The sequence below is a fragment of the Actinoplanes oblitus genome (assembly GCF_030252345.1).
In the GTDB taxonomy this organism is placed as follows: Bacteria; Actinomycetota; Actinomycetes; order Mycobacteriales; family Micromonosporaceae; genus Actinoplanes; species Actinoplanes oblitus.
The window spans coordinates 9,205,444-9,223,895 of the sequence record NZ_CP126980.1 but is presented as its reverse complement, the minus strand read 5'-3'; the positions used below and the strand labels follow the sequence as shown (position 1 = coordinate 9,223,895).

Genomic DNA, 18,452 nt, shown 5'->3' with positions numbered 1-18,452 from the left:
GCTCGCTCGCCGCCGTCACGCCGGTCCGCCGCTCACCGCGCACGCCCATCCACCCGCGTAGATGATCGATCGCCCCACCTCGGGCCATCCACCCATCGCCGGCAATCCGACAAGATCGCGTTGACGTGCGGAAACGTGATCAAGGCAGTCGTGAATTCATCCGGATGACACCCGCCGGCAAGATCCCGCCGGAGTCCCGCTGATTCGACGGACATCATTTCCCCAGCTCGGTAAGAGTCGTAATTTCCGCCGTGTCGCGGAGGCCGGATGAGTGATTGGCGGATCGTCCGATCGGTTGGTTGTTGGCGATTGTGACGCCTGAGACAGATGTCGACACGAATACGGCTTGTGAGGCTTGACTGCCCCAACTAGCGTGGTCGATGGACGCCGAGCCGTCAGTTCGGGGAACGGGACGATCAGTAATGATCGCCGCGGTTCGGCGTTTGGGGACGGGTGGCATGAGCCGTTGGGGGACGGCGCGACCCGAGACCGGCGGTTAGTGCGGGCGACGCCTATGGGGATGGGGGTCGCCCGCCGCCGCCGGTGCTTTTGTTTGCGGGCATGTTACGTCTGTTACACGCCTCACGATCTTTCGTTCATCGAATTCCGCCGGGCCATTCGCAAGGGCCCGGTCACGTCGATTCCGGCGCTCGCCGTTCCGCCGTCCGATCTGTTCACAATGTGCGGTCCGCGGGCCGCCTGTCCGCTGTGGAGCCCGGCCGTCCGGCCACCCGCCGCTCCCGGGCCGGTCCGGCGACCAGGTGCAAGCCGGCCCCGATCAGGCCCACCCCGGCCACGACCACCCAGTGGCCGGCCCCGAAGTACTCCAGCCCGGCCCCGCCCAGCGCCGGCGCCACGAACGACGCCGCCGGGAAGCTCAGAAAGAACACCGCCTGATACCGGCCCCGCAGCAGCGCCGGCGCCAGCTCCGAGTTGATCGCCGCGTTGGGTGGTGCGGCGAGCATCCCGCCGACCGTCCAGATCGCCGCGGCCACCAGGTAGACCGGCAGACTGTCGGCCACCGCCAGGATCGCGAACCCGGCCGCCATCACCGCCATCGACAGGGCCAGCACCCGGTCCTTGCGCCGCCGGTCGATGAACCCGGGCACGAACAGCTGCCCCACCACGATCAGCGCCCCGCCGAGCGCCGTCACCAGCCCATAGGCGCCCGGCCCCAGCCCGTCGCCGTGCATGGCGAGCGGCACGATGGTGTTGGTCTGGCTGGTGAGCAGCGCCTGCAGGACGGTCAGCCCGACGAAGGCCAGGAAGATCCGGTCGGCGAAGACGGTCCGCATCCCGCCCGCCGACGGCTCGGACCGGCCGGCCCGGGTGAGTGTCTCCGGCACCTTCCACGCGATGATCAGCGCGGTGACCAGCGTGCTCGTCGCGTCGAGCAGGAACAGCCCGGGATAGCTCCACCGGGCCAGCGCCCCGGCCAGCAGCGACGCCCCCGCGGTGCCCAGGTTGAAGGCCCAGAACTGCAGGTTGAACGCGCGCAGCCGGTGATCGGCGGGCACCGCGTCGGTGATCGCCGCGACGAACGCCGGTCCGGGCATCGCCTGGGTCAGGCCGAGCAGCAGGCACAGCCCGGCGATCACCGGAAGCGGTGTGCTGACGGCGAGCGCCACCAGTACCGCGGCGCACGCCAGATGTGACCAGAGCAGCGTGGCCCGGCGTCCCCAGCGGTCGGTGAGCACGCCGCCGGCCAGGGTGCCGATCACCCCGCCGATCCCGTAGGTGCCGACTACCAAGCCGGCCAGCGCCGCCCCGGCGCCGCGTTCGGCGGTCAGGTAGAGCGACAGGTAGAGCACCGCGAACCCGCCGACCCGATTGATCAGCAGCCCGGTCCAGAGGAACCAGTAGACCCCCGGCAGCCCGCCGACCGCCCCGCGCAACCACCGCATGCCTGTCCTCAACTTCACGATCAAGAGATTGCTGACTCGGATCCGCGCTGATCACTGATCGTCGCTCCCGCCAGGGACCCCTGCGGGCCTCGCTGGCCGCTGCGCGTCCAGAACGCGAGACCCTCCGGGGCGACGCCCGCAGGTGGCCCCGATCGCCAACCCCACACCCAACTGCAAACCTTCCTAAACGTAGCTGGCCGGGGTCGCCGGGCGAGTCGCGCCCCGCATCGTCGCGACGGGTTCTCACCCGGGCTCGATGGGCCTTGCTCGTCGGCACCACCCCGGCGGCCGGCGGTCCCGCGCGCCCGCTCGTGCGGCCGGCCCGGCACGGGACGGGTGCGAACGCGGAGATGTGCCACCCGGGAGCGGGCCGCGGGTGCGGCTGTGGCCGGCCGGTGCGGCGGGCTCGGCGCGGGGGGTGGCTGCGAGCGTGGAGGCCTGCGGCCAGGAGCGGGTCGCCGGTGCGGGCAGTGGGGGTGTGGTCGGCTTGCGGCGGCCGATGCCGGTGGTGGGCGGGTTCTGGGGTCGCGCCGACGGCGAGCGGCGATCCCGAGTCGTCCCGGTCCTGAGTGGACCTCGGGAGGGTGCCGGTCCTGAGCGGACCTCGGGAGGGTGCCGGTCAGGAGGCGGGCGCGGGTGCCGCAGTCGTGCCGGCGGTGTTCAGCAGAGCGTCCTCCTCCGCGCGGCGCAGCGCGGCACGCCGCTCGCGGGCCGGCCCGGCCAGCAGGTGACCGGCGGCGGCCAGGGCGCAGAGACCGAAGCACCCCACCCAGAGCGTCGCCGAGCCGAACCCCTGCAGCACCAGCCCGCCGAGGATCGGGGCCAGCGCCGACCCGATCGACCAGGACAGCGAGGTGAGTCCCTGGTACCGCCCGCGGAGCGCGGCCGGCGACAGGTCCGCGACGGTCGCCGCGTTGCTCGGGGACTGGATCATCTCGCCGAGCGTCCAGATCACCACCGTCACCGCGTACATCCAGGCGGAGTGCGCGACCGCGACCAGGCCGAACCCGGCCCCGATGATCACCGCGCCGATCGCCAGCACGCGGTGGGCGCGGTGCCCGTCGAGCAGCCGGGGCACGAAGAGCTGCCCGGACACGATCATGATGCCGTTGACCGCGATCACCCAGCCGTAGGTGGCCGCCGAGAAGCCGTCGGCCAGCATGGCGAGCGGCAGGGTCGACATGTGCTGCATGATGACCAGCACGACCAGCAGGTTGACCACCCAGTAGGCGAGGAAGACCCGGTCGGTCAGCACGGTCAGCATGCCGCCGCGCGGGGCGCCACCGGCGATCGGGCGGTGCGCCGGCCGGCTCTCCGTCAGGAAGATCAGCGTGATCGTCGCGGTGGCCACGGTGGTGGCCGCGTCGACCACGAACAGCAGCAGGAAGTCGGCCTGCGCGGCGAGACCGGCGGCGATCGCGGCGAGCGCGAAGCCCAGGTTGACCGCCCAGTAGTTCAACGAGTACGCCCGGACCCGGTCCCGCTCCGGCACGACGTCCACCATCATCGCCGAGAAGGCCGGTCGCACCCCCTCGGTGAAGACGCCGAGCAGCGCGGTGACGACCAGGATCCGCGGGTACGAATCGGCGAACCCGAGCGTCAGCATCAGCGCCGCCGCACCGAACTGGGCGGTCAGCATGGTCGGCCGGCGTCCCCAGCGGTCGGCCAGCACCCCGCCGGTCATGGTGCCGACCGCGCCACCCACCCCGTACAGGCCGAGCACCAGGCCGGCCTGGCTCTGACTGAGGTGCCGCTCGCCGGTCAGGTAGATGCTCAGGAACAGCACCACGAAGGAGCCCAGCCGGTTGATCAGGGTGCCGGTCCAGAGGAACCAGAACTGCCGGGGCAATCCGCCGGCGGCCTGCCGCAACCAACCTCGCACAACGTCCCCCGTAAGCACTGAACCCGGTTCTGCTCCCTTACAACCTAGGGGATCGCGCAACGGATTTTCCACCCGCCCGGACCGTCACCGGATCCGGCGGGGAAGATGTGGGCATGACTGGAACCCTGGTGCTGTTGCGACACGGCAACAGCGAGTGGAACGCCAAGAACCTCTTCACCGGCTGGGTCGACGTGGACCTGGACGCCAAGGGCGAGGATGAGGCCCGCCGCGGTGGAGAGCTGCTCAAAGAACAGAACGTGCTGCCCGACGTCGTGCACACCAGCCTGCTGCGCCGCGCGATCCGGACGAGCGAGATCGCCCTGCACATCACCGACCGGCACTGGATCCCGGTGAAGCGCTCGTGGCGGCTCAACGAGCGGCACTACGGCGCTCTGCAGGGCAAGGACAAGAAGCAGACCCTCGAGGAGTACGGCGAGGAGCAGTTCATGCTCTGGCGCCGGTCGTACGACGTGCCGCCGCCCCCGATCGAGGACGACTCGGAGTTCTCGCAGGCCGCCGACGCGCGGTACGCGGACCTGCCGCCGGAGATCAAGCCGAAGGCGGAGTGCCTCAAGGACGTGCTGGAGCGCGCCCTGCCGTACTGGTACGACGCGATCGTCCCGGACCTGCGGGCCGGCAAGACGGTGCTGGTCGCCGCGCACGGCAACTCGCTGCGCGCGATCGTCAAGCACCTGGACCAGATCTCCGACGAGGCGATCGCCAAGCTGAACATCCCGACCGGCATCCCGCTGCGCTACGACCTGGACGAGAGCCTGCGTCCGATCACCGCGGGCGGCACCTACCTGGACCCGGAGGCGGCCAAGGAGGCCGCGGCCGCTGTCGCGAACCAGGGCCGCTGAGTCACGGAACAGGCCGGGACACTCCCGTGGTGTCCCGGCCTGTTCCACTGCCGGGCGGTCAGTCCTGACCCGCGACCGGCTCCCCCGTGACCAGGTAGATGGTGTGCTCGCTGATGTTCACCGCGTGGTCGGCGTACCGCTCGTAGAACCGGCCCAGTAGCGCGCCGTCGATGGCGGTCTCCGCGCCGTACGGCCAGTCGTCGGCCAGCATGATCTTGAACAGCTGGCGCTCGAGGTCGTCGATGGCGTCGTCGTCCTTCTCCAGCTCGGCGGCGAGACCGGCGTCACTGTGCGCCAGCACGTCGGTGATCTTCTCGGCCATCTGGTCGGCGATCTCGGCCATGCCCTTGAAGACCGGGCGCAGCTCGGCCGGCACGGCCGGCGACGGGTGCCGCCGGGCGGCGGTCTTGGCCACGTGCTCGGCCAGGTCGCCCATCCGCTCCAGGTCGGCGGAGATGTGCAGGGCGGTGATCGCCCGGCGCAGGTCGACGGCGACCGGCGCCTGCCGGACGATGATGTCCGACACCTTCGCCTCCACCTGGGCGAACACGGCGTCCACCTCGGCGTCGCGCTGGATGACGGACTCGGCGGCGGCCAGGTCGGCGGTCAGCAGCGCAGTCGTCGCCTTGCGCAGCGCGGCGCGGACCGACTCCGCCATGGTCACCAACAGCCGGCTCACTTCGATGAGATCGGCCTGAAACTCCTCGCGCATGTTCTAAAGTCCCGAATGTCGGGGCCGTCCCACCTCGCAGTGACGGCCGATGTGCAGCTCACGCTAGGTCGGTTCGGCTTACTGGACATGAACGCCGGTGAACGACGCCAGGCCTGGTGGTGAACATTATTCAACGTGGGCCCGATTTGCCCTTTTGGCCTTGTGGTCCAGGTAAACAATGACCCTACGATCGCAGCGTGGAGTGGGAATACGCCGTCGGCTCGGTCTCAGCCGCGCTGGCCGTCGGTGTCGGTGCCGGGCTGGTCCTCGCCCGTTTCCGCCGACCGGCGTCGGAGGAGATGGCCGGGACCGGTTCGCCGGAGGGGAGAGCCGCCATCGAACCGGACGACGAGCGCCCGGCAGGCAAGCACGGCCTCAAGGGACTCGGCCGCAAGAGTCTCGACTCGCTGCGAGTCGGCGTCGTCGTCCTCGACGCCGACGACTACCCCGTGCTGGTCAACCCCGCGGCGCGGGCCATGGGCCTGCTGCGCTCGGGTGGCGCGCCGGGCACCATCGCCGCGCACCCGATCCTGCGGACCCTGGCCGGCCAGGTGCGCCGGACCGGCGTACGCCGGGAAGTTGAACTTGATCTTCCGCGTGGTCGCGCCGGTGGGGCGCAGGCGCCACTCGGCCTGCACCTGCGCGCCGTCGCGCTGAACGCGACGCACGTCGCCGTCGAGGCGGCCGACGTCACCGAGTCGCACCGCCTGGCCCGGGTCCGGCGGGACTTCGTGGCCAACGTGAGCCATGAGCTGAAGACCCCGATCGGTGCCCTCCAACTGCTGGCCGAGGCACTGCTGGACGCCACCCAGCTGCCCGACTCGGCGCCCGAGGCGCAGTCCGAGGACCTGCTGGCCGCCCGCCGGTTCGCCGAGCGCATCCACCACGAGTCGGCCCGGATGGGCCGCCTGGTGAGCGAGCTGCTCGAGCTGTCCCGGCTGCAGGGCGCCGAGCCGCTGCCGCACCCCGAGCCGGTGGCCCTGGACTGGGTGATCGCCGAGGTGCTGGACCGCACCCGGACGACCTCCTCGGCGAAGAACATCGAGATCGCCTACTCCGGGCCGAAGGGCCTGATGGCGTACGGCAGCGACAGCCAGTTCGCCACCGCGGTGACGAACCTGGTGGAGAACGCCATCGCCTACTCCGGACCGGACACCAAGGTCGAGCTCACCATGCGGCAGGAAGCCGAGTGGATCGAGATCGATGTCGCCGACCAGGGCATCGGCATCTCCCCGCAGGACGTGGACCGGATCTTCGAACGGTTCTACCGAGCTGATCAGGCTCGGTCCCGGGCGACCGGCGGGACCGGTCTCGGCCTCGCCATCGTCAAGCACATCGCCACCAACCACGGTGGCCGAGTGGACGTGACCAGCGCTCTCGGCGAGGGCTCTACGTTCACACTGCGCCTACCGGCGCGACCGCCCGAATCCCCCTCGCCGTCACCGACGGCAATGGAAATCGAGTCCGGTGTGGCCGGGCGCTGAGTCTGCCGGGCGGCTTCACCGCGAGACTCGCACAACCCCGCCGAGTCTTCCGGGTGGCTTCGCCGCAGGACCCGCACAACCCCGCTGAACCGGTCGCCGACGACGGAAGGAACTTCATTGGCCCGCGTGCTCGTGGTCGAGGACGAGGAGTCGTTCTCCGACGCCCTGTCGTACATGCTGCGCAAGGAGGGCTTCGAGGTCTCGGTCGCCGCGACCGGAACCTCGGCCCTCACGCAGTTCGACCGGACCGGTGCCGACATCGTGCTCCTCGACCTGATGCTGCCCGAGATGTCCGGCACCGAGGTGTGCCGCCAGCTCCGGCAGCGGTCCGCAGTCCCGATCATCATGGTCACCGCCCGGGACAGCGAGATCGACAAGGTGGTCGGCCTGGAGATCGGCGCCGACGACTACGTCACCAAGCCGTACTCGCCGCGTGAACTGGTCGCCCGGATCCGCGCCGTGCTGCGTCGCCAGGGCGGCGAGGCCGCCGAGGTGAGCACGCCGACGCTGGCCGCCGGCCCGGTCCGGATGGACGTCGAACGGCACGTGGTGACAGTCGACGGCGCCGGCGTGCAGCTGCCGCTGAAGGAGTTCGAGCTCCTCGAGCTCCTGCTCCGCAACGCCGGCCGGGTGCTGACCCGCGGCCAGTTGATCGACCGGGTCTGGGGAGCCGATTACGTCGGCGACACCAAGACCCTGGACGTGCACGTCAAGCGGCTGCGCTCCAAGGTCGAGCCGGAGCCGAGCGCCCCGCGCTACATCGTCACCGTCCGAGGTTTGGGCTACAAGTTCGAGCCCTAACATGGCCTCGCTCCGCTCGGCGGGCATTTCGCCCCCTTGAGTCGTTGCCGAGAGTGCCGGAAAACAACCAGCGAAGCGCAGTTGTTTTCCGGCACTCTCGGCAACGACGGGCGAAATGCGCCGGGTAGCGGTTAAGGCGGGGAGGCGGGTTCGCGGCCGCCTTGGCGTTTGGGTGCGGTCGGCGGGGTTGTTGCCGCCGTGGTGGCGGGATGGATGGCGATCAGGCCGGTCTTGATGCGGGCCGTGCAGAGGTCGGCGAGTTTTCGGTACGCCGCCTCGCCGATCAGCTCGGTCAGCTCCGGGGCGTAGGACAGGTACATCGGCTCGGTGCCCACGTGTGCGTCCGGGGACGAGGTGCACCACCAGGCCAGGTCGTGACCGCCCGGGCCCCAGCCGCGCCTGTCGAACTCGGTCAGCGTGGACTGGAGCACCTTCGTACCGTCGGGTCTGGTGATCCAATCCTGCTCCCGGCGGACCGGGAGCTGCCAGCAGACGTCCGGTTTGTACTTCAGCGGGTGCACGCCGTCGCGCAGCGCCTGGGCGTGCAGGGCGCATCCGCCGCCGCCCGAAAAGTCCGCGTCGTTGAGGAACACGCACGGGCCGTCACCGGATCGGGTGGCGGTGCGCCGGGCCGGCTTGGTGCCGTCCACGGTGTCCATCTCGGTCCAGTTCTTGAACCCGCGCCGGTGGTGCTGCCAGGTCTGCGGGGTGAGCCGGGCGGCGGCCGCCTTCACCCGGTTCTCGTCGTCGGCGTCGGTGAAGAACGCCCCGTGCGAGCAGCAGCCGTCCTCGGCGCGACCGGGCAGAATGCCCCGGCAGGCGGAGCCGAACACGCAGGTCCAGCGGGAGAGCAGCCAGGTCAGGTCGGCGCGGACCAGGTGCTGCTCGTCGGCGGGGTCGAGGAACTCGATCCATTCCCGAGGGAAGTCGAGCTTCACTTCCACGGGGCGTCGTGCGCGGCTCATCCCGAACAGCCTACGCGGGCCGGATCCCGCCGGCCGGTCAAGCGGGCCGTGGCGCGGCCGGACCGGCCTTATGGATCATGACCGTTTGGAGCGGATATATCCGGCGGTGCCGGACGTGGTTAGGCTGGGGGGCGTGAGTTCCCGAGTTCCCGTGCTTCTCTCCAGCTCCTCGGTCTTCCCCGAGCCGACGGCGGCCGCGTTCGAGATGGCGGCCACGGTGGGCTACGACGGGCTCGAGGTGATGGTCTGGACCGACGCCGTCAGCCAGGACGCCGGCGCGCTGAAAGGCCTGGCCGACCACTACGACGTGCCGGTCCTCTCGGTGCACGCCCCCTGCCTGCTGGTCACCCAGCGGGTGTGGAGTTCCGACCCGTGGGAGCGGCTGACCCGGGCGGCCCAGCTCGCCGAGTCGCTGGGCGCCCCCACCGTCGTGGTGCACCCGCCGTTCACCTGGCAGCGTGACTACGCCAAGAATTTCGCGGCCGGCCTGGCCAAGGTCCGCGACCGGCACCCGGACCTCACCTTCGCCGTGGAGAACATGTTTCCGGTCAAGATGGCCGGCCGCTGGTTCGTGCCCTACACCCCCGGCTGGGACCCCACCGAGACCGGCTTCGACGCGTACACGCTGGACCTGTCGCACTGCGCCGCGTCCCGGATCGACTCCCTGGACATGGCCGACCGGATGGGTGCCGGCCTGCGCCACGTGCACCTCGGCGACGGCTCCGGCGAGGGCCGCGACGAGCACCTGGTGCCCGGCCGGGGCAACCAGCCCTGCGCCGAGCTGCTGCGGTCGCTGGCCGCCCGCGGTTTCACCGGCTCCGTGGCCTGTGAGATCAACACCCGCAAGGCCGCCAGCCGGGCCGTCCGCGAGGCCGACCTGCGCGAGTCGCTGGAGTTCGCGCGGCGGAACCTGGCGCCCGCCGACTCCGCGATCAGCAAGGCGTGATCCGGAACGGCGTGCGCGGCGCCGGGCGGCGGACCCGGATCAGGCGGGCGTGAGGGTCTCCGAGTTCTCCGGAGCCGCGGCGGCACGCTTGCGGGCGCGGTGGGCCGCGACGTGCGAGCGGGTGGCGCAGCGCTCCGAGCAGAACCGGCGGCAGTTGTTGGACGAGGTGTCCAGGTAGACGTTGCCGCAGCGCTCGTCGGCGCAGATGCCGAATCGGGCACTGCCGTACTCGCACAGCCAGACGGCCAGGCCCCAGACGGCGCCGGCCAGGAACTCCGCGCTCACCGAGGAACCGCGGCTGGTCACGTGCATGTGCCAGTCGCTGGCGTCGTGACCGGAGATGCGTGGCTGCACCGGGTACGCCTCGAGCAGTGAGTTCAGCTCCCGCACGGCGTCGGCGTCGCGCCCGGCGGTGCCGTACTCGAAAACCTCGCGCAGCCGGCGCTGGGCCCGGCGGAAGGCGGCCAGGTCCTTCTCCACGACCTGGTCCCGCATGTAGTCCAGGTCGCCGGAGAGCAGAGCCCGCAGCCCGGCGAGATCGTCCAGGCCGGCGTTGACGAGGTCGACCGCCGTCCGGGCGTACGCATCGAAGTTCACCCGACCACGGTAGCCGCAACCGGCCGCGAGGTGCGATTCCTCGCCCGCACTGCCGCGCCCCGGCCGGGGCGGGCGATTACGCTCGACGCATGCTCCGTTCCCTGTTTCTCGCCGCGGCCGGCTCCGCCCGGCTGGAGCGGTTGGTCGAGTCCGCACCCGTCAGCAAAGGGATGGTCCGGCGCTTCGTCGCCGGCGGCAGCGCCGAGGAGGCGATGCGGGCGAGCCGGGAGCTGGCCGACGACGGGCTGGCGATCAGCCTGGACCACCTCGGCGAGGACACCGAGACGGCCGAGCAGGCCCGGGCCGCCCGCGACGAGTACGTGTCGCTGCTGACCCGGCTGCACGACTCCGGGCTGACCCCGGCCGCCGAGGTCAGCGTCAAGCTGTCCGCCCTGGGCCAGCGCCTCGACGAGAAGCTGGCCCGGGAGAACGCCCGGGCGATCTGCGCCGCGGCGGCCGAGGCGGGCACCACCGTCACCCTGGACGCCGAGGACCACACCACCACCGACGCGACCCTGGAAACCCTGCTCGAGCTGCGCAAGGACTTCCCCGGTACGGGTGCGGTGCTGCAGGCGTACCTGCGGCGGACCGAGGGGGACTGCCGCGAGCTGGCGGTCGCCGGGTCCCGGGTGCGGCTCTGCAAGGGCGCCTACGCGGAGCCGGAGTCGGTGGCCTTCCAGTCGCCGCTGGACGTGGACAAGTCGTATGTGCGGTGCCTGAACATCCTGATGTCCGGTGCGGGTTACCCGATGGTGGCGACCCACGACCCGCGGCTGATCGCGATCGCCGAGGACCGGGCGCGCTGGTTCGACCGCTCCACCGGGGAGTACGAGTTCCAGTTGCTCTACGGCGTGCGGCCGGAGGAGCAGGCCCGGCTCGCCGGTGGCGGGCACACCGTGCGGGTGTACCTGCCGTACGGCCGGCAGTGGTACGGCTACCTGATGCGCCGGCTCGCCGAGCGACCGGCCAACGTCGCCTTCTTCGTGAAGGCCGTTTCGTCGCGGAAGTGATTCTTTCGGGCTAATCGGTCACAGATCAGGCGTGTCGCACTTGACTTTTTATGGGCAAATTACGGAACGCGACGCCCTGGTCACAGCCGCATCGATACGGTTCTGATGACACGCACGTTCGCCAGGCAGAGCGTGCCTGCGAAAGGATCGGTGCGACGAGATGACGGGTCCAGCCCAGACCGAGGAACGCCTCTCGGAAGTGCGCTTCCTGACCGTAGCCGAGGTGGCCACGCTGATGCGGGTCTCCAAGATGACCGTCTACCGGCTCGTGCACGGTGGTGACCTCACCGCCGTCCGGGTCGGCCGCTCGTTCCGGGTGCCGGAGCACGCGGTACACGAGTATCTGCGCGGCGCGTTCTCGCAGACCGCCTGAGAGCGGGCTGCCGGGGTCGTGTTGGCCCACACGGAGCGGGCCGGTACGCTGGACCGGTTGGTTCCCGGTCCGACGCGTGCCGCTACCTAGCGGCGCCGTTCCGGGCGCCGTCCAGATCGGTTCCGGCCGCGTGCCGGTTCCACTCAAACATGGTTCGAGAGGCTTTCGTATGGGCTCCGTGGTCAAGAAGCGCCGCAAGCGTATGGCGAAGAAGAAGCACCGCAAGCTGCTGCGCAAGACCCGCGTCCAGCGTCGCCGTTTGGGCAAGTGACGGCCGGCCGGGTGCACTACCCGGCTGACGCCGTCGCTTGCCGTCCGCAGGCTCCGCATCGAAAGGTGCGCTCGTGGTGACCTCACCGCCCAGCGTTGTCGTGGTCACCGGAGTCAGCCGATACCTCGGCGCTCGGGTGGCCGCCCGCCTTGCCGCAGATCCCCGGATCGACCGTGTCGTCGGCCTGGATCCGCATGACCCGCCAGCACGCCTGCTCGGCTTGCTGGATGGGGTGGAGCGAATCCGGGCCGACGCGCGCGCGGCCACCGAGGCCATCGCCGAGCTCGGCGCCGAGGCGGTCGTGCACCTGGCCGTGGCCAGCGTCCCCGACCAGGCCCACGGCGGCCGCGCCGGGATGAAAGAACAGAACGTCATCGGCACCATGCAGGTGCTCGCCGCCGCCCAGGCCGCGCCGCGACTGCGCAAACTGGTGGTGCGGTCGTCGACTGCCGCCTACGGCGCCTCGTTCCGCGACCCCGCCGTCTTCACCGAGGACACCGAGCCGCGGGCGGTCCCGCGCGGCCCGTTCGCCCGGGACATCCTCGACATCGAGGGTTACGTGCGCGGGTTCCGCCGCCGCCGTCCCGAGGTCGCGGCCACCGTGCTCCGGTTCGCCCCGATGATCAGCTCCTCCGCCGAGACGTCGCTGACCCGCTACTTCGCCCAGCCGCTGGTGCCCACCGTGCTCGGCCGCGACGCCCGCCTGCAGTTCGTCCACGTGGACGACGCGCTCGAGGTGCTGCACCGGTCGGTCACCGAGGACCACCCGGGCACCTACAACGTCGCCGGCGCCGGCGTCCTGATGCTGTCCCAGGCGGTTCGCCGGGCCGGCCGGATCGCCCTGCCGCTGCCCGAGAGCGGGCTGTCCACCGCCGCCGCCCTCGCCCGTCAGCTGGGCGTCGAGCAGATCGGCCTGGACCAGATCGACCTCTTCGTGCACGGCCGGGTGGTCGACACCAGCCGGCTGATCCGTGAGTTCGGCTTCACCCCGCGCACCACCGCCGTCGCGTTCGAGGAGTTCATCCAGGCGCACGCGGCCGGCTCCTCGCTCACCGCCGACCGGCTCGCCGCCGCCGAGCAGGCGATCCTGGACGGCATCCGGCGGGTGCGGGCGACTGCCGACGCCACCCCCGCCGGGAGTGACCGCTCGTGAGTCAGGACGAATTCCGCGACATGCTTCCCGGGCACGCCGACTTCCGGCTGCCCGAGCCGGCCCCGCCGAGAAAGCTGAACGGCCGCCGCCCGATCCCGGAGAAACCGGATGAGCAGGTGGCCAAATTGGAGTCGTCGGCGGCCTCGGCCGGCCCGGACACCATCGACGTCTGGGACCAGCGGATCGCCGGCGGCCTGGCCTTCTTGCGCCGGCGCCTGGCCGGGGCGTACGAGGTGGACGAGTTCGGCTTCGACCCCGAGCTGACCGACGCGGTGTTCCACCCGATGCTGCGGGTGCTCTACCGCGACTGGTTCCGCACCGAGGTGTTCGGTGTCGAGAACGTGCCGGCCGACGGTCCCGGCCTGGTGGTCGGCAACCACTCCGGCACGCTGGCCCTGGACGCGCTGATGCTCACCGTGGCACTGCGCGAGAACCATCCGCGCCGGCGGGCCCTGCGGCTGCTCGGCGCCGACCTGGTCTTCCGGATGCCGGGCCTGAGCGAGCTGGCCCGGGCGGCCGGCGCCACCGTCGCCTGCAACCCGGACGCCGAGCGCCTGATGCACAACGATCAGCTGGTCGGCGTCTTCCCGGAGGGCTTCAAGGGCATCGGCAAACGCTTCTCCGAGCGGTACAAACTGCAGCGGTTCGGGCGCGGCGGGTTCGTCTCGGCGGCCCTGCGCACCGGCACCCCGATCGTCCCGGTCGCCATCGTCGGCGCCGAGGAGATCTATCCGATCCTGGCCGACCTGAAACCGCTGGCCCGGCTGCTCGGCGTGCCCTACTTCCCGGTCACCCCGACGTTCCCGTGGCTGGGCCCGCTGGGCCTGGTCCCGCTGCCGAGCAAGTGGCTGATCGAGTTCTGCCCGCCGATCCCGACCGCGCACCTCACCGAGTACGCGGACGACCCGCTGGTCGTCTACAACCTGGCCGATCAGGTCCGGGAGACGATTCAGGCGACTCTGCACGAGCTGCTGCAGAAACGGCCGGATCCGTTCGCTCGGTGACAGGCGTCAGCGAATCGTCCTATAGTGACTGTTGAGGGGCGGCCCCGGATTCTTCCGGCACCGCCCCTCGCCACGTCTCACCGCGAACTAGAACAGATCGCCCAGTACCCCGCCGAGGACCCCGTCGTCCTGCGACTCCTCGCCGTCACCGGCAGGCGTCCGCGCCGGTGACGGGCTGGTTCCCGCCGACTTCACCGCCGCGGTGGGGGTCGTGGAGGCCTTGGCGTCCGGCGTCGTGGCGTCCGCGGAGCTGCCCGGCTGAGCGGCCGAGCCGGTCCGGGCCGGCTTGCCCTGGGTGCCGTTCTGGCCGCTCTGCTTCGACGACTTGTCACCGCCGGAGTGCGTGCCGGTCGGCGGCGTCTTGTCGGCGGGCCCCGCACCGTCTCCGCAGCCGCGCAGCTTCGGGCCCAGGTCGTCGGAGCCGGCCGTCACGACCTTCTCGCAGTCCAGCCCGGTACGCAGCTGCTCGGTGCGCTGCGCCACCTCGGACAGCAGGCCCAGCGACGTCAGCGCGCGCTCGCGGTTCGGTGTGGACAGACCCCGCAATGTCGGCTCGAAGGTCGAACGCTGATCGGCGACGAACGTGTCCAGCGTGGTCAGCTGCTTGGCGTCGGTGCGGGACACCGCGGACGTGGTGATCAGCCGGACCCCCTTGCGGGTGTCCGCGTCCATGTCGTCCAGCACGTCCCGGAAGGCCGCGGCGTCGCCACTCATCGTGGTGGCCTCGGTCAGCCGGTTGCGCGCGAAGTCCAGCGACAGCTGCCCGCGGCTGGCGTCCGAGCCGGCGATGGCCAGCTGGGCCCGCTCGGTGGAGCGCTTCACGCTGTACAGGGCGTCGCCCGGCGACGCGCTCTCGCTCGCCGCGGAGATCCCGGAGACGGCCATCGCCCCGGCGGCCACGCCGAGCACGATCGCGCCGCGGGTGCGGATCCGCCGGCCGAAGATCGCCCGGCCTCCGCGTTCCGGCAGCTCGGCGATCGGCTCGGGGTCCGCCTCGACGGCGGTCCGGCCGATGCCGTCCCGCTCGGCGGTGGCGACCAGCATGGCGCGCAGACCGACGCGGAACTCGGCGTCGACCTGGCCGGCCGGCCGGGTGGCGGCCAGACGGTGGCTGAGCGCCACCAGTTCGATCAGCTCGTCATCGGCGTGCCCACGGGTGTGGTGCCGACCGGCGCCACCGGGATCGTCGACCTGTTCCGCGAAGCGCTCGGCGCTCCGGCGATCCAGAAAAGGGAACTTCACCGTGGGCACCTCCCCTCGCTCGTGAGTGTCCCGCCGGTCCGTATGCCGGCGTCGGCGATCGGGCCACGGATGGCGGCCACGGGTCGCAACCGGACAAACGCGCGACACGCGGCTCCGGTTACGGGTGCGGAGGGGGACCATCGGGTATCGGAGATCGACATCCGAGAGCGGCCGATCAAGACTGGAATCCTTCCGGCAGCAGCCGGTTGAGGGCGCGGACGGCGCGGTACTGCAAGGCCTTGATGGCACCCTCGTTCTTGCCCATGGTCTGCGCGGTCTCGGCCACCGAGAATCCCTGCAGGAACCGCAGCACGATGCACTCCTGCTGCTCCGGGTTGAGCTGCTTGACCGCGGTGAGCAGGGCGACGTTGGTGATGTGGTCGACCACCGCGGACTCCGGGCTGCCCTCCGGGCCCCGGTCCTCGCGGTCGGCGTCCAGCACGTCGCCGGTGGTCACCTCGAGCCGGTAACGGCCCGACTTGAAGTGGTCGGCGACCAGGTTCCGGGCGATGGTGACCAGCCAGGCGCCCAGGTCGCGGCCCTGCCAGGTGAAGCTGCCGATCCGCTTGAGGGCACGCAGGAAGGTGTCCGACGTGAGGTCCTCGGCCAGCTGCCGGTTGCCGACCCGGAAGTAGACGAACCGGAAGACGGTGTCCACGTACCTGTCGTAGATCAGGCCGAACGCCTCGGACTCGCCGGCCTGGGCCCGCTCGACCAGCGCCCACACCTCGGCGGCCGGGTCGCCCCGGTCCGGGCGGGCCTTGGGCGGCTGGGTCTCGGTGGGCGGGCCGGTCTTGCTCTGGGTGGGCAGCACCACCGTGTGGTCGCCGCCGATCGCCTCTCCCTCGGGGAGGTTCGAGCGCTGCCCGGCGGTCGGCTGGGCGGGCGGCCGGGCACCGAGCCGGTTCCCGCCGAACTTGCCGTTGGCGCCGGGCGCCGGCACGGACGGCGAGTTGTTCAGCGGACGGCGGTTGCCGGTGCGCCTCGGCCCGTCACCGCGGATCGCGTTGGTGATCATTCCGTCCACTGACTCCCGGATCGCGTTCAGGCCCTCGGAGAGCGCTCGTCTGGAGGAGAGGCCGTCGTGGTGGTACGGGTCCCCGGCGTACACATCGGTCACTGCGCCTCCTCAACCCGGCGGGCCTGCGGCGTCCGTGAATCCGCCCCGCCAGGCAGGGATTCACGGCGATTCCGTCCTTTGTGTGGCACAGCGGCCTCCTCGGGATGAGGGTGGTCACTCGCATACAAAAGGGGTGGGGCAACCCGCGGAAATCGCCGGTAACCTCACCCGTTCGTGTGGAGTCTGTTACACAGACCGGAAGTATCACCGAGTTCGGACACGGGGAGTCGCACACCATGTGCGCTGCGCGCAAAGCCGCGAATCCGTCCGAACTCGGCATCCGGTATCAAGGTCACCCTCGCCGATCCGGGCCGCCAGGGCAACGGACCGGCTGTCCGCTATCCCGGTCGGGTGACGTTTGTGCCAGACTCGGGCGTCGTGGAGGAACCCGCCCCTGATCCGGTCGCGCAGGCCGCTGCCCGCCGACCGGAGGCCGTCGCTCTGATCGCCGGCGACACCGTCCTGACCTGGGCGGATCTGGATGCCAAGGTCACCGCGGCGGCGCATTTCCTGGCCGCCCGGACGGCGCCCGGAGATCGCGTCGGATCCGTGCTCGGCAATACCGTGGACTTCGTGGTGACCTGGTTCGGCACCCTGCGGGCCGGCCGGGTCGCGGTGCCGATCAATCCGGCCTACACCGCGGACGAGGCCGGCTACGCGATCACCGACGCACGGTGCGCGCTGATCGTCATCGGACACGAGGACGAGTTACGGCTCGGACTGGGCGCGTCGTGCGTTCGTCCGGAATTTGATCCGGCCGGGCCCGTGGACCTTCCGCGAGTCGCGGCGAACGATCTCGCCGTGCTGCTCTACACGTCCGGCACGAGCGGGCGGCCGAAGGCTGCCATGCTGACCCACGCCGCGCTCGCGGCGAACCACGAGCAGCTGGACCGGATCGAGCCGGCCGTGGTCGGGCCGGACGACGTGGTGCTGCTCTGCGTGCCGTTCTTCCACGCGTACGGGCTGAACACCGGGCTGGGCAGCGTGGTGCACCACGCGGCGACCGGGGTGCTGGCCGAGCGGTTCGACCCGGCGGCCACGCTGGAGCTGATCGCGGCGCGCGGGGTGACGGTGGTGGTCGGCGTCCCCGGGATGTACCAGGCGTGGGCCCGGCAGGCAGGCGCCGGCGAGGCGTTGCGCGGGGTCCGGACCGCGGTGTGCGGCGCGGCGCCGCTGGACCGGGCGACCGCGGCGCGGTTCCGGGCCACCACCGGCAAGACCATTCTGATCGGGTACGGGCTGACCGAGTGTGCCCCGGTGCTCACCACCACCGCCGTCAGTCACCCGGAGAAGACCGGCTCGATCGGGCGGCCGTTGCCCGGCGTGGAACTCTCCCTGCGTACCGGAAACGGTGTTGAATTGTGGCGGGACGGGACCGCCTCCCCGGAGGAGGACCTGGCCGAGCTGGATCTCGCGGTGGCCGTGTCGGCCGGTACCGATCCGGGGGAGATCGTGGTGCGCGGCCCCAACCTGTTCGCCGGTTACTGGCCGGACGCCGCCGGCGGACCGGACGCGGACGGGTGGTGGGCGACCGGGGACATCGCCTACGCGGACGGCGACGGCGACCTGGTGCTGGTCGACCGGATCGGCGAGCTGATCCTGGTGAACGGGTTCAACGTCTACCCCGCGGAGATCGAACGGGTGCTGGACGCGCATCCGCGGGTGGTCGAGTCGGCGGTGGTCGGCCGGCCGGACCCGGAGGCCGGGCAGCGGCCGCACGCCTACGTGGTGGTGGCCGGCGACCCGCCGCCGTCGGTGACCGAGTTGCAGGTGCACTGCGCCGCGCGGCTGGCCCGGTTCAAGCTGCCGACCATCGAGCTGGTCGGTTCGCTGCCGCGGTCGGTGAGCGGCAAGATCCGGAAGAGGGAACTGTCTTGACCCGCATCACCTTGATCAGCCGGGACGGCTGCCACCTGTGCGAGGTGGCCGAGCAGACGCTGGACCGGATCGCGCCCGGCGACTGGACCCGGGTGGACGTGGACTCGTCGATCGAGTTGCAGCGCGACTACGACGACCGGGTGCCGGTGATCCTGCTGGACGGCAAGGAGCACGGGTACTGGCGGGTCGAGGAGGCCCGCCTGCTCCGGGATTTGGCTCGACAGCCCGGTGAGCCGCACCTGTAAATTCT

18 protein-coding genes are annotated in these 18,452 nt (G+C 71.1%); 11 read left to right on the top strand and 7 right to left on the bottom strand.

The window, feature by feature from the left end:
- Positions 1-674: 674 nt before the first annotated feature.
- Positions 675-1,904: an MFS transporter gene (locus Actob_RS41095; protein WP_284922502.1), complete on the bottom strand. Its 1,230-nt coding sequence runs from the start codon at positions 1,902-1,904 to the stop codon at positions 675-677.
- A 619-nt stretch (positions 1,905-2,523) separates the two neighbouring features.
- Positions 2,524-3,786 carry an MDR family MFS transporter gene (locus Actob_RS41090; protein ID WP_284917360.1) on the bottom strand — a complete coding sequence of 421 codons (1,263 nt, stop codon included), beginning with the start codon at positions 3,784-3,786 and terminating at the stop codon, positions 2,524-2,526.
- A gap of 113 nt (positions 3,787-3,899) precedes the next feature.
- On the opposite strand from Actob_RS41090, the gene Actob_RS41085 reads away from it, so the two are divergent.
- Positions 3,900-4,646, top strand: a complete 747-nt coding sequence (locus Actob_RS41085; RefSeq protein WP_284917359.1) for a phosphoglyceromutase — start codon at positions 3,900-3,902, stop codon at positions 4,644-4,646.
- A 58-nt stretch (positions 4,647-4,704) separates the two neighbouring features.
- On the opposite strand, the gene phoU is transcribed toward Actob_RS41085, so the two are convergent.
- Positions 4,705-5,358, bottom strand: a complete 654-nt coding sequence (gene phoU / locus Actob_RS41080) for a phosphate signaling complex protein PhoU (RefSeq protein ID WP_284917358.1) — start codon at positions 5,356-5,358, stop codon at positions 4,705-4,707.
- 197 nt (positions 5,359-5,555) lie between these two features.
- On the opposite strand from phoU, the gene Actob_RS41075 reads away from it, so the two are divergent.
- On the top strand, positions 5,556-6,842 hold the full coding sequence (locus tag Actob_RS41075) for a sensor histidine kinase (RefSeq protein WP_284917357.1): 1,287 nt from the start codon (positions 5,556-5,558) through the stop codon (positions 6,840-6,842).
- Between the two features lie 117 nt (positions 6,843-6,959).
- Positions 6,960-7,643 (top strand): response regulator transcription factor, encoded by a 684-nt coding sequence (locus tag Actob_RS41070; protein WP_067697652.1) that lies wholly within the window; start codon positions 6,960-6,962, stop codon positions 7,641-7,643.
- 131 nt (positions 7,644-7,774) lie between these two features.
- Here the strand turns inward: Actob_RS41070 and Actob_RS41065 are convergent, their stop codons facing one another.
- Complete coding sequence (locus Actob_RS41065) at positions 7,775-8,608, bottom strand: hypothetical protein (RefSeq protein WP_284917356.1); 834 nt, start codon at positions 8,606-8,608, stop codon at positions 7,775-7,777.
- A 133-nt stretch (positions 8,609-8,741) separates the two neighbouring features.
- Between Actob_RS41065 and Actob_RS41060 the strand changes: the two genes are divergently transcribed.
- Complete coding sequence (locus Actob_RS41060; RefSeq protein ID WP_284917355.1) at positions 8,742-9,554, top strand: sugar phosphate isomerase/epimerase family protein; 813 nt, start codon at positions 8,742-8,744, stop codon at positions 9,552-9,554.
- 39 nt (positions 9,555-9,593) lie between these two features.
- Here Actob_RS41060 and Actob_RS41055 read toward each other — a convergent pair whose 3' ends face one another.
- Positions 9,594-10,151, bottom strand: a complete 558-nt coding sequence (locus Actob_RS41055) for a CGNR zinc finger domain-containing protein (RefSeq protein WP_284917354.1) — start codon at positions 10,149-10,151, stop codon at positions 9,594-9,596.
- An 89-nt stretch (positions 10,152-10,240) separates the two neighbouring features.
- Between Actob_RS41055 and Actob_RS41050 the strand changes: the two genes are divergently transcribed.
- From Actob_RS41050 to Actob_RS41030, 5 genes are all read left to right on the top strand, one after another.
- Positions 10,241-11,161, top strand: coding sequence for a proline dehydrogenase family protein (locus tag Actob_RS41050; RefSeq protein ID WP_284917353.1), 921 nt, complete (start codon positions 10,241-10,243; stop codon positions 11,159-11,161).
- A gap of 160 nt (positions 11,162-11,321) precedes the next feature.
- Positions 11,322-11,534 carry a helix-turn-helix domain-containing protein gene (locus Actob_RS41045; RefSeq protein ID WP_014694808.1) on the top strand — a complete coding sequence of 71 codons (213 nt, stop codon included), beginning with the start codon at positions 11,322-11,324 and terminating at the stop codon, positions 11,532-11,534.
- A gap of 169 nt (positions 11,535-11,703) precedes the next feature.
- Positions 11,704-11,805, top strand: coding sequence for a 30S ribosomal protein bS22 (locus Actob_RS41040; protein WP_007465623.1), 102 nt, complete (start codon positions 11,704-11,706; stop codon positions 11,803-11,805).
- Between the two features lie 73 nt (positions 11,806-11,878).
- Positions 11,879-12,958: an NAD-dependent epimerase/dehydratase family protein gene (locus Actob_RS41035; protein ID WP_284917352.1), complete on the top strand. Its 1,080-nt coding sequence runs from the start codon at positions 11,879-11,881 to the stop codon at positions 12,956-12,958.
- Complete coding sequence (locus Actob_RS41030) at positions 12,955-13,962, top strand: lysophospholipid acyltransferase family protein (protein WP_284917351.1); 1,008 nt, start codon at positions 12,955-12,957, stop codon at positions 13,960-13,962. The genes Actob_RS41035 and Actob_RS41030 overlap by 4 nt, the downstream gene beginning before the upstream one ends.
- An 87-nt stretch (positions 13,963-14,049) precedes the next feature.
- Here Actob_RS41030 and Actob_RS41025 read toward each other — a convergent pair whose 3' ends face one another.
- Positions 14,050-15,204: a DUF5667 domain-containing protein gene (locus tag Actob_RS41025; protein ID WP_284917350.1), complete on the bottom strand. Its 1,155-nt coding sequence runs from the start codon at positions 15,202-15,204 to the stop codon at positions 14,050-14,052.
- Between the two features lie 175 nt (positions 15,205-15,379).
- Positions 15,380-16,324 (bottom strand): ECF subfamily RNA polymerase sigma factor, BldN family, encoded by a 945-nt coding sequence (locus tag Actob_RS41020; RefSeq protein ID WP_284917349.1) that lies wholly within the window; start codon positions 16,322-16,324, stop codon positions 15,380-15,382.
- A 351-nt stretch (positions 16,325-16,675) separates the two neighbouring features.
- Here Actob_RS41020 and Actob_RS41015 point away from each other — a divergent pair, with 351 nt between their 5' ends.
- A complete protein-coding gene (locus tag Actob_RS41015; RefSeq protein WP_284917348.1) occupies positions 16,676-18,202 on the top strand; it encodes a class I adenylate-forming enzyme family protein in 1,527 nt (508 codons plus the stop codon).
- Complete coding sequence (locus tag Actob_RS41010) at positions 18,199-18,447, top strand: glutaredoxin family protein (RefSeq protein WP_284917347.1); 249 nt, start codon at positions 18,199-18,201, stop codon at positions 18,445-18,447. Before Actob_RS41015 ends, Actob_RS41010 begins: the two co-directional genes overlap by 4 nt.
- The last annotated feature ends 5 nt before the right edge of the window (positions 18,448-18,452 follow it).

Bases quoted from the DNA above. Each gene is read 5' to 3' on its own strand.
- phoU (WP_284917358.1), bottom strand. From the start codon at position 5,358: ATGCGCGAGGAGTTTCAGGCCGATCTCATCGAAGTGAGCCGGCTGTTG.
- Actob_RS41085 (WP_284917359.1), top strand. From the start codon at position 3,900: ATGACTGGAACCCTGGTGCTGTTGCGACACGGCAACAGCGAGTGGAAC.
- Actob_RS41065 (WP_284917356.1), bottom strand. From the start codon at position 8,608: ATGAGCCGCGCACGACGCCCCGTGGAAGTGAAGCTCGACTTCCCTCGG.
- Actob_RS41095 (WP_284922502.1), bottom strand. From the start codon at position 1,904: ATGCGGTGGTTGCGCGGGGCGGTCGGCGGGCTGCCGGGGGTCTACTGG.
- Actob_RS41040 (WP_007465623.1), top strand. From the start codon at position 11,704: ATGGGCTCCGTGGTCAAGAAGCGCCGCAAGCGTATGGCGAAGAAGAAG.
- Actob_RS41045 (WP_014694808.1), top strand. From the start codon at position 11,322: ATGACGGGTCCAGCCCAGACCGAGGAACGCCTCTCGGAAGTGCGCTTC.
- Actob_RS41050 (WP_284917353.1), top strand. From the start codon at position 10,241: ATGCTCCGTTCCCTGTTTCTCGCCGCGGCCGGCTCCGCCCGGCTGGAG.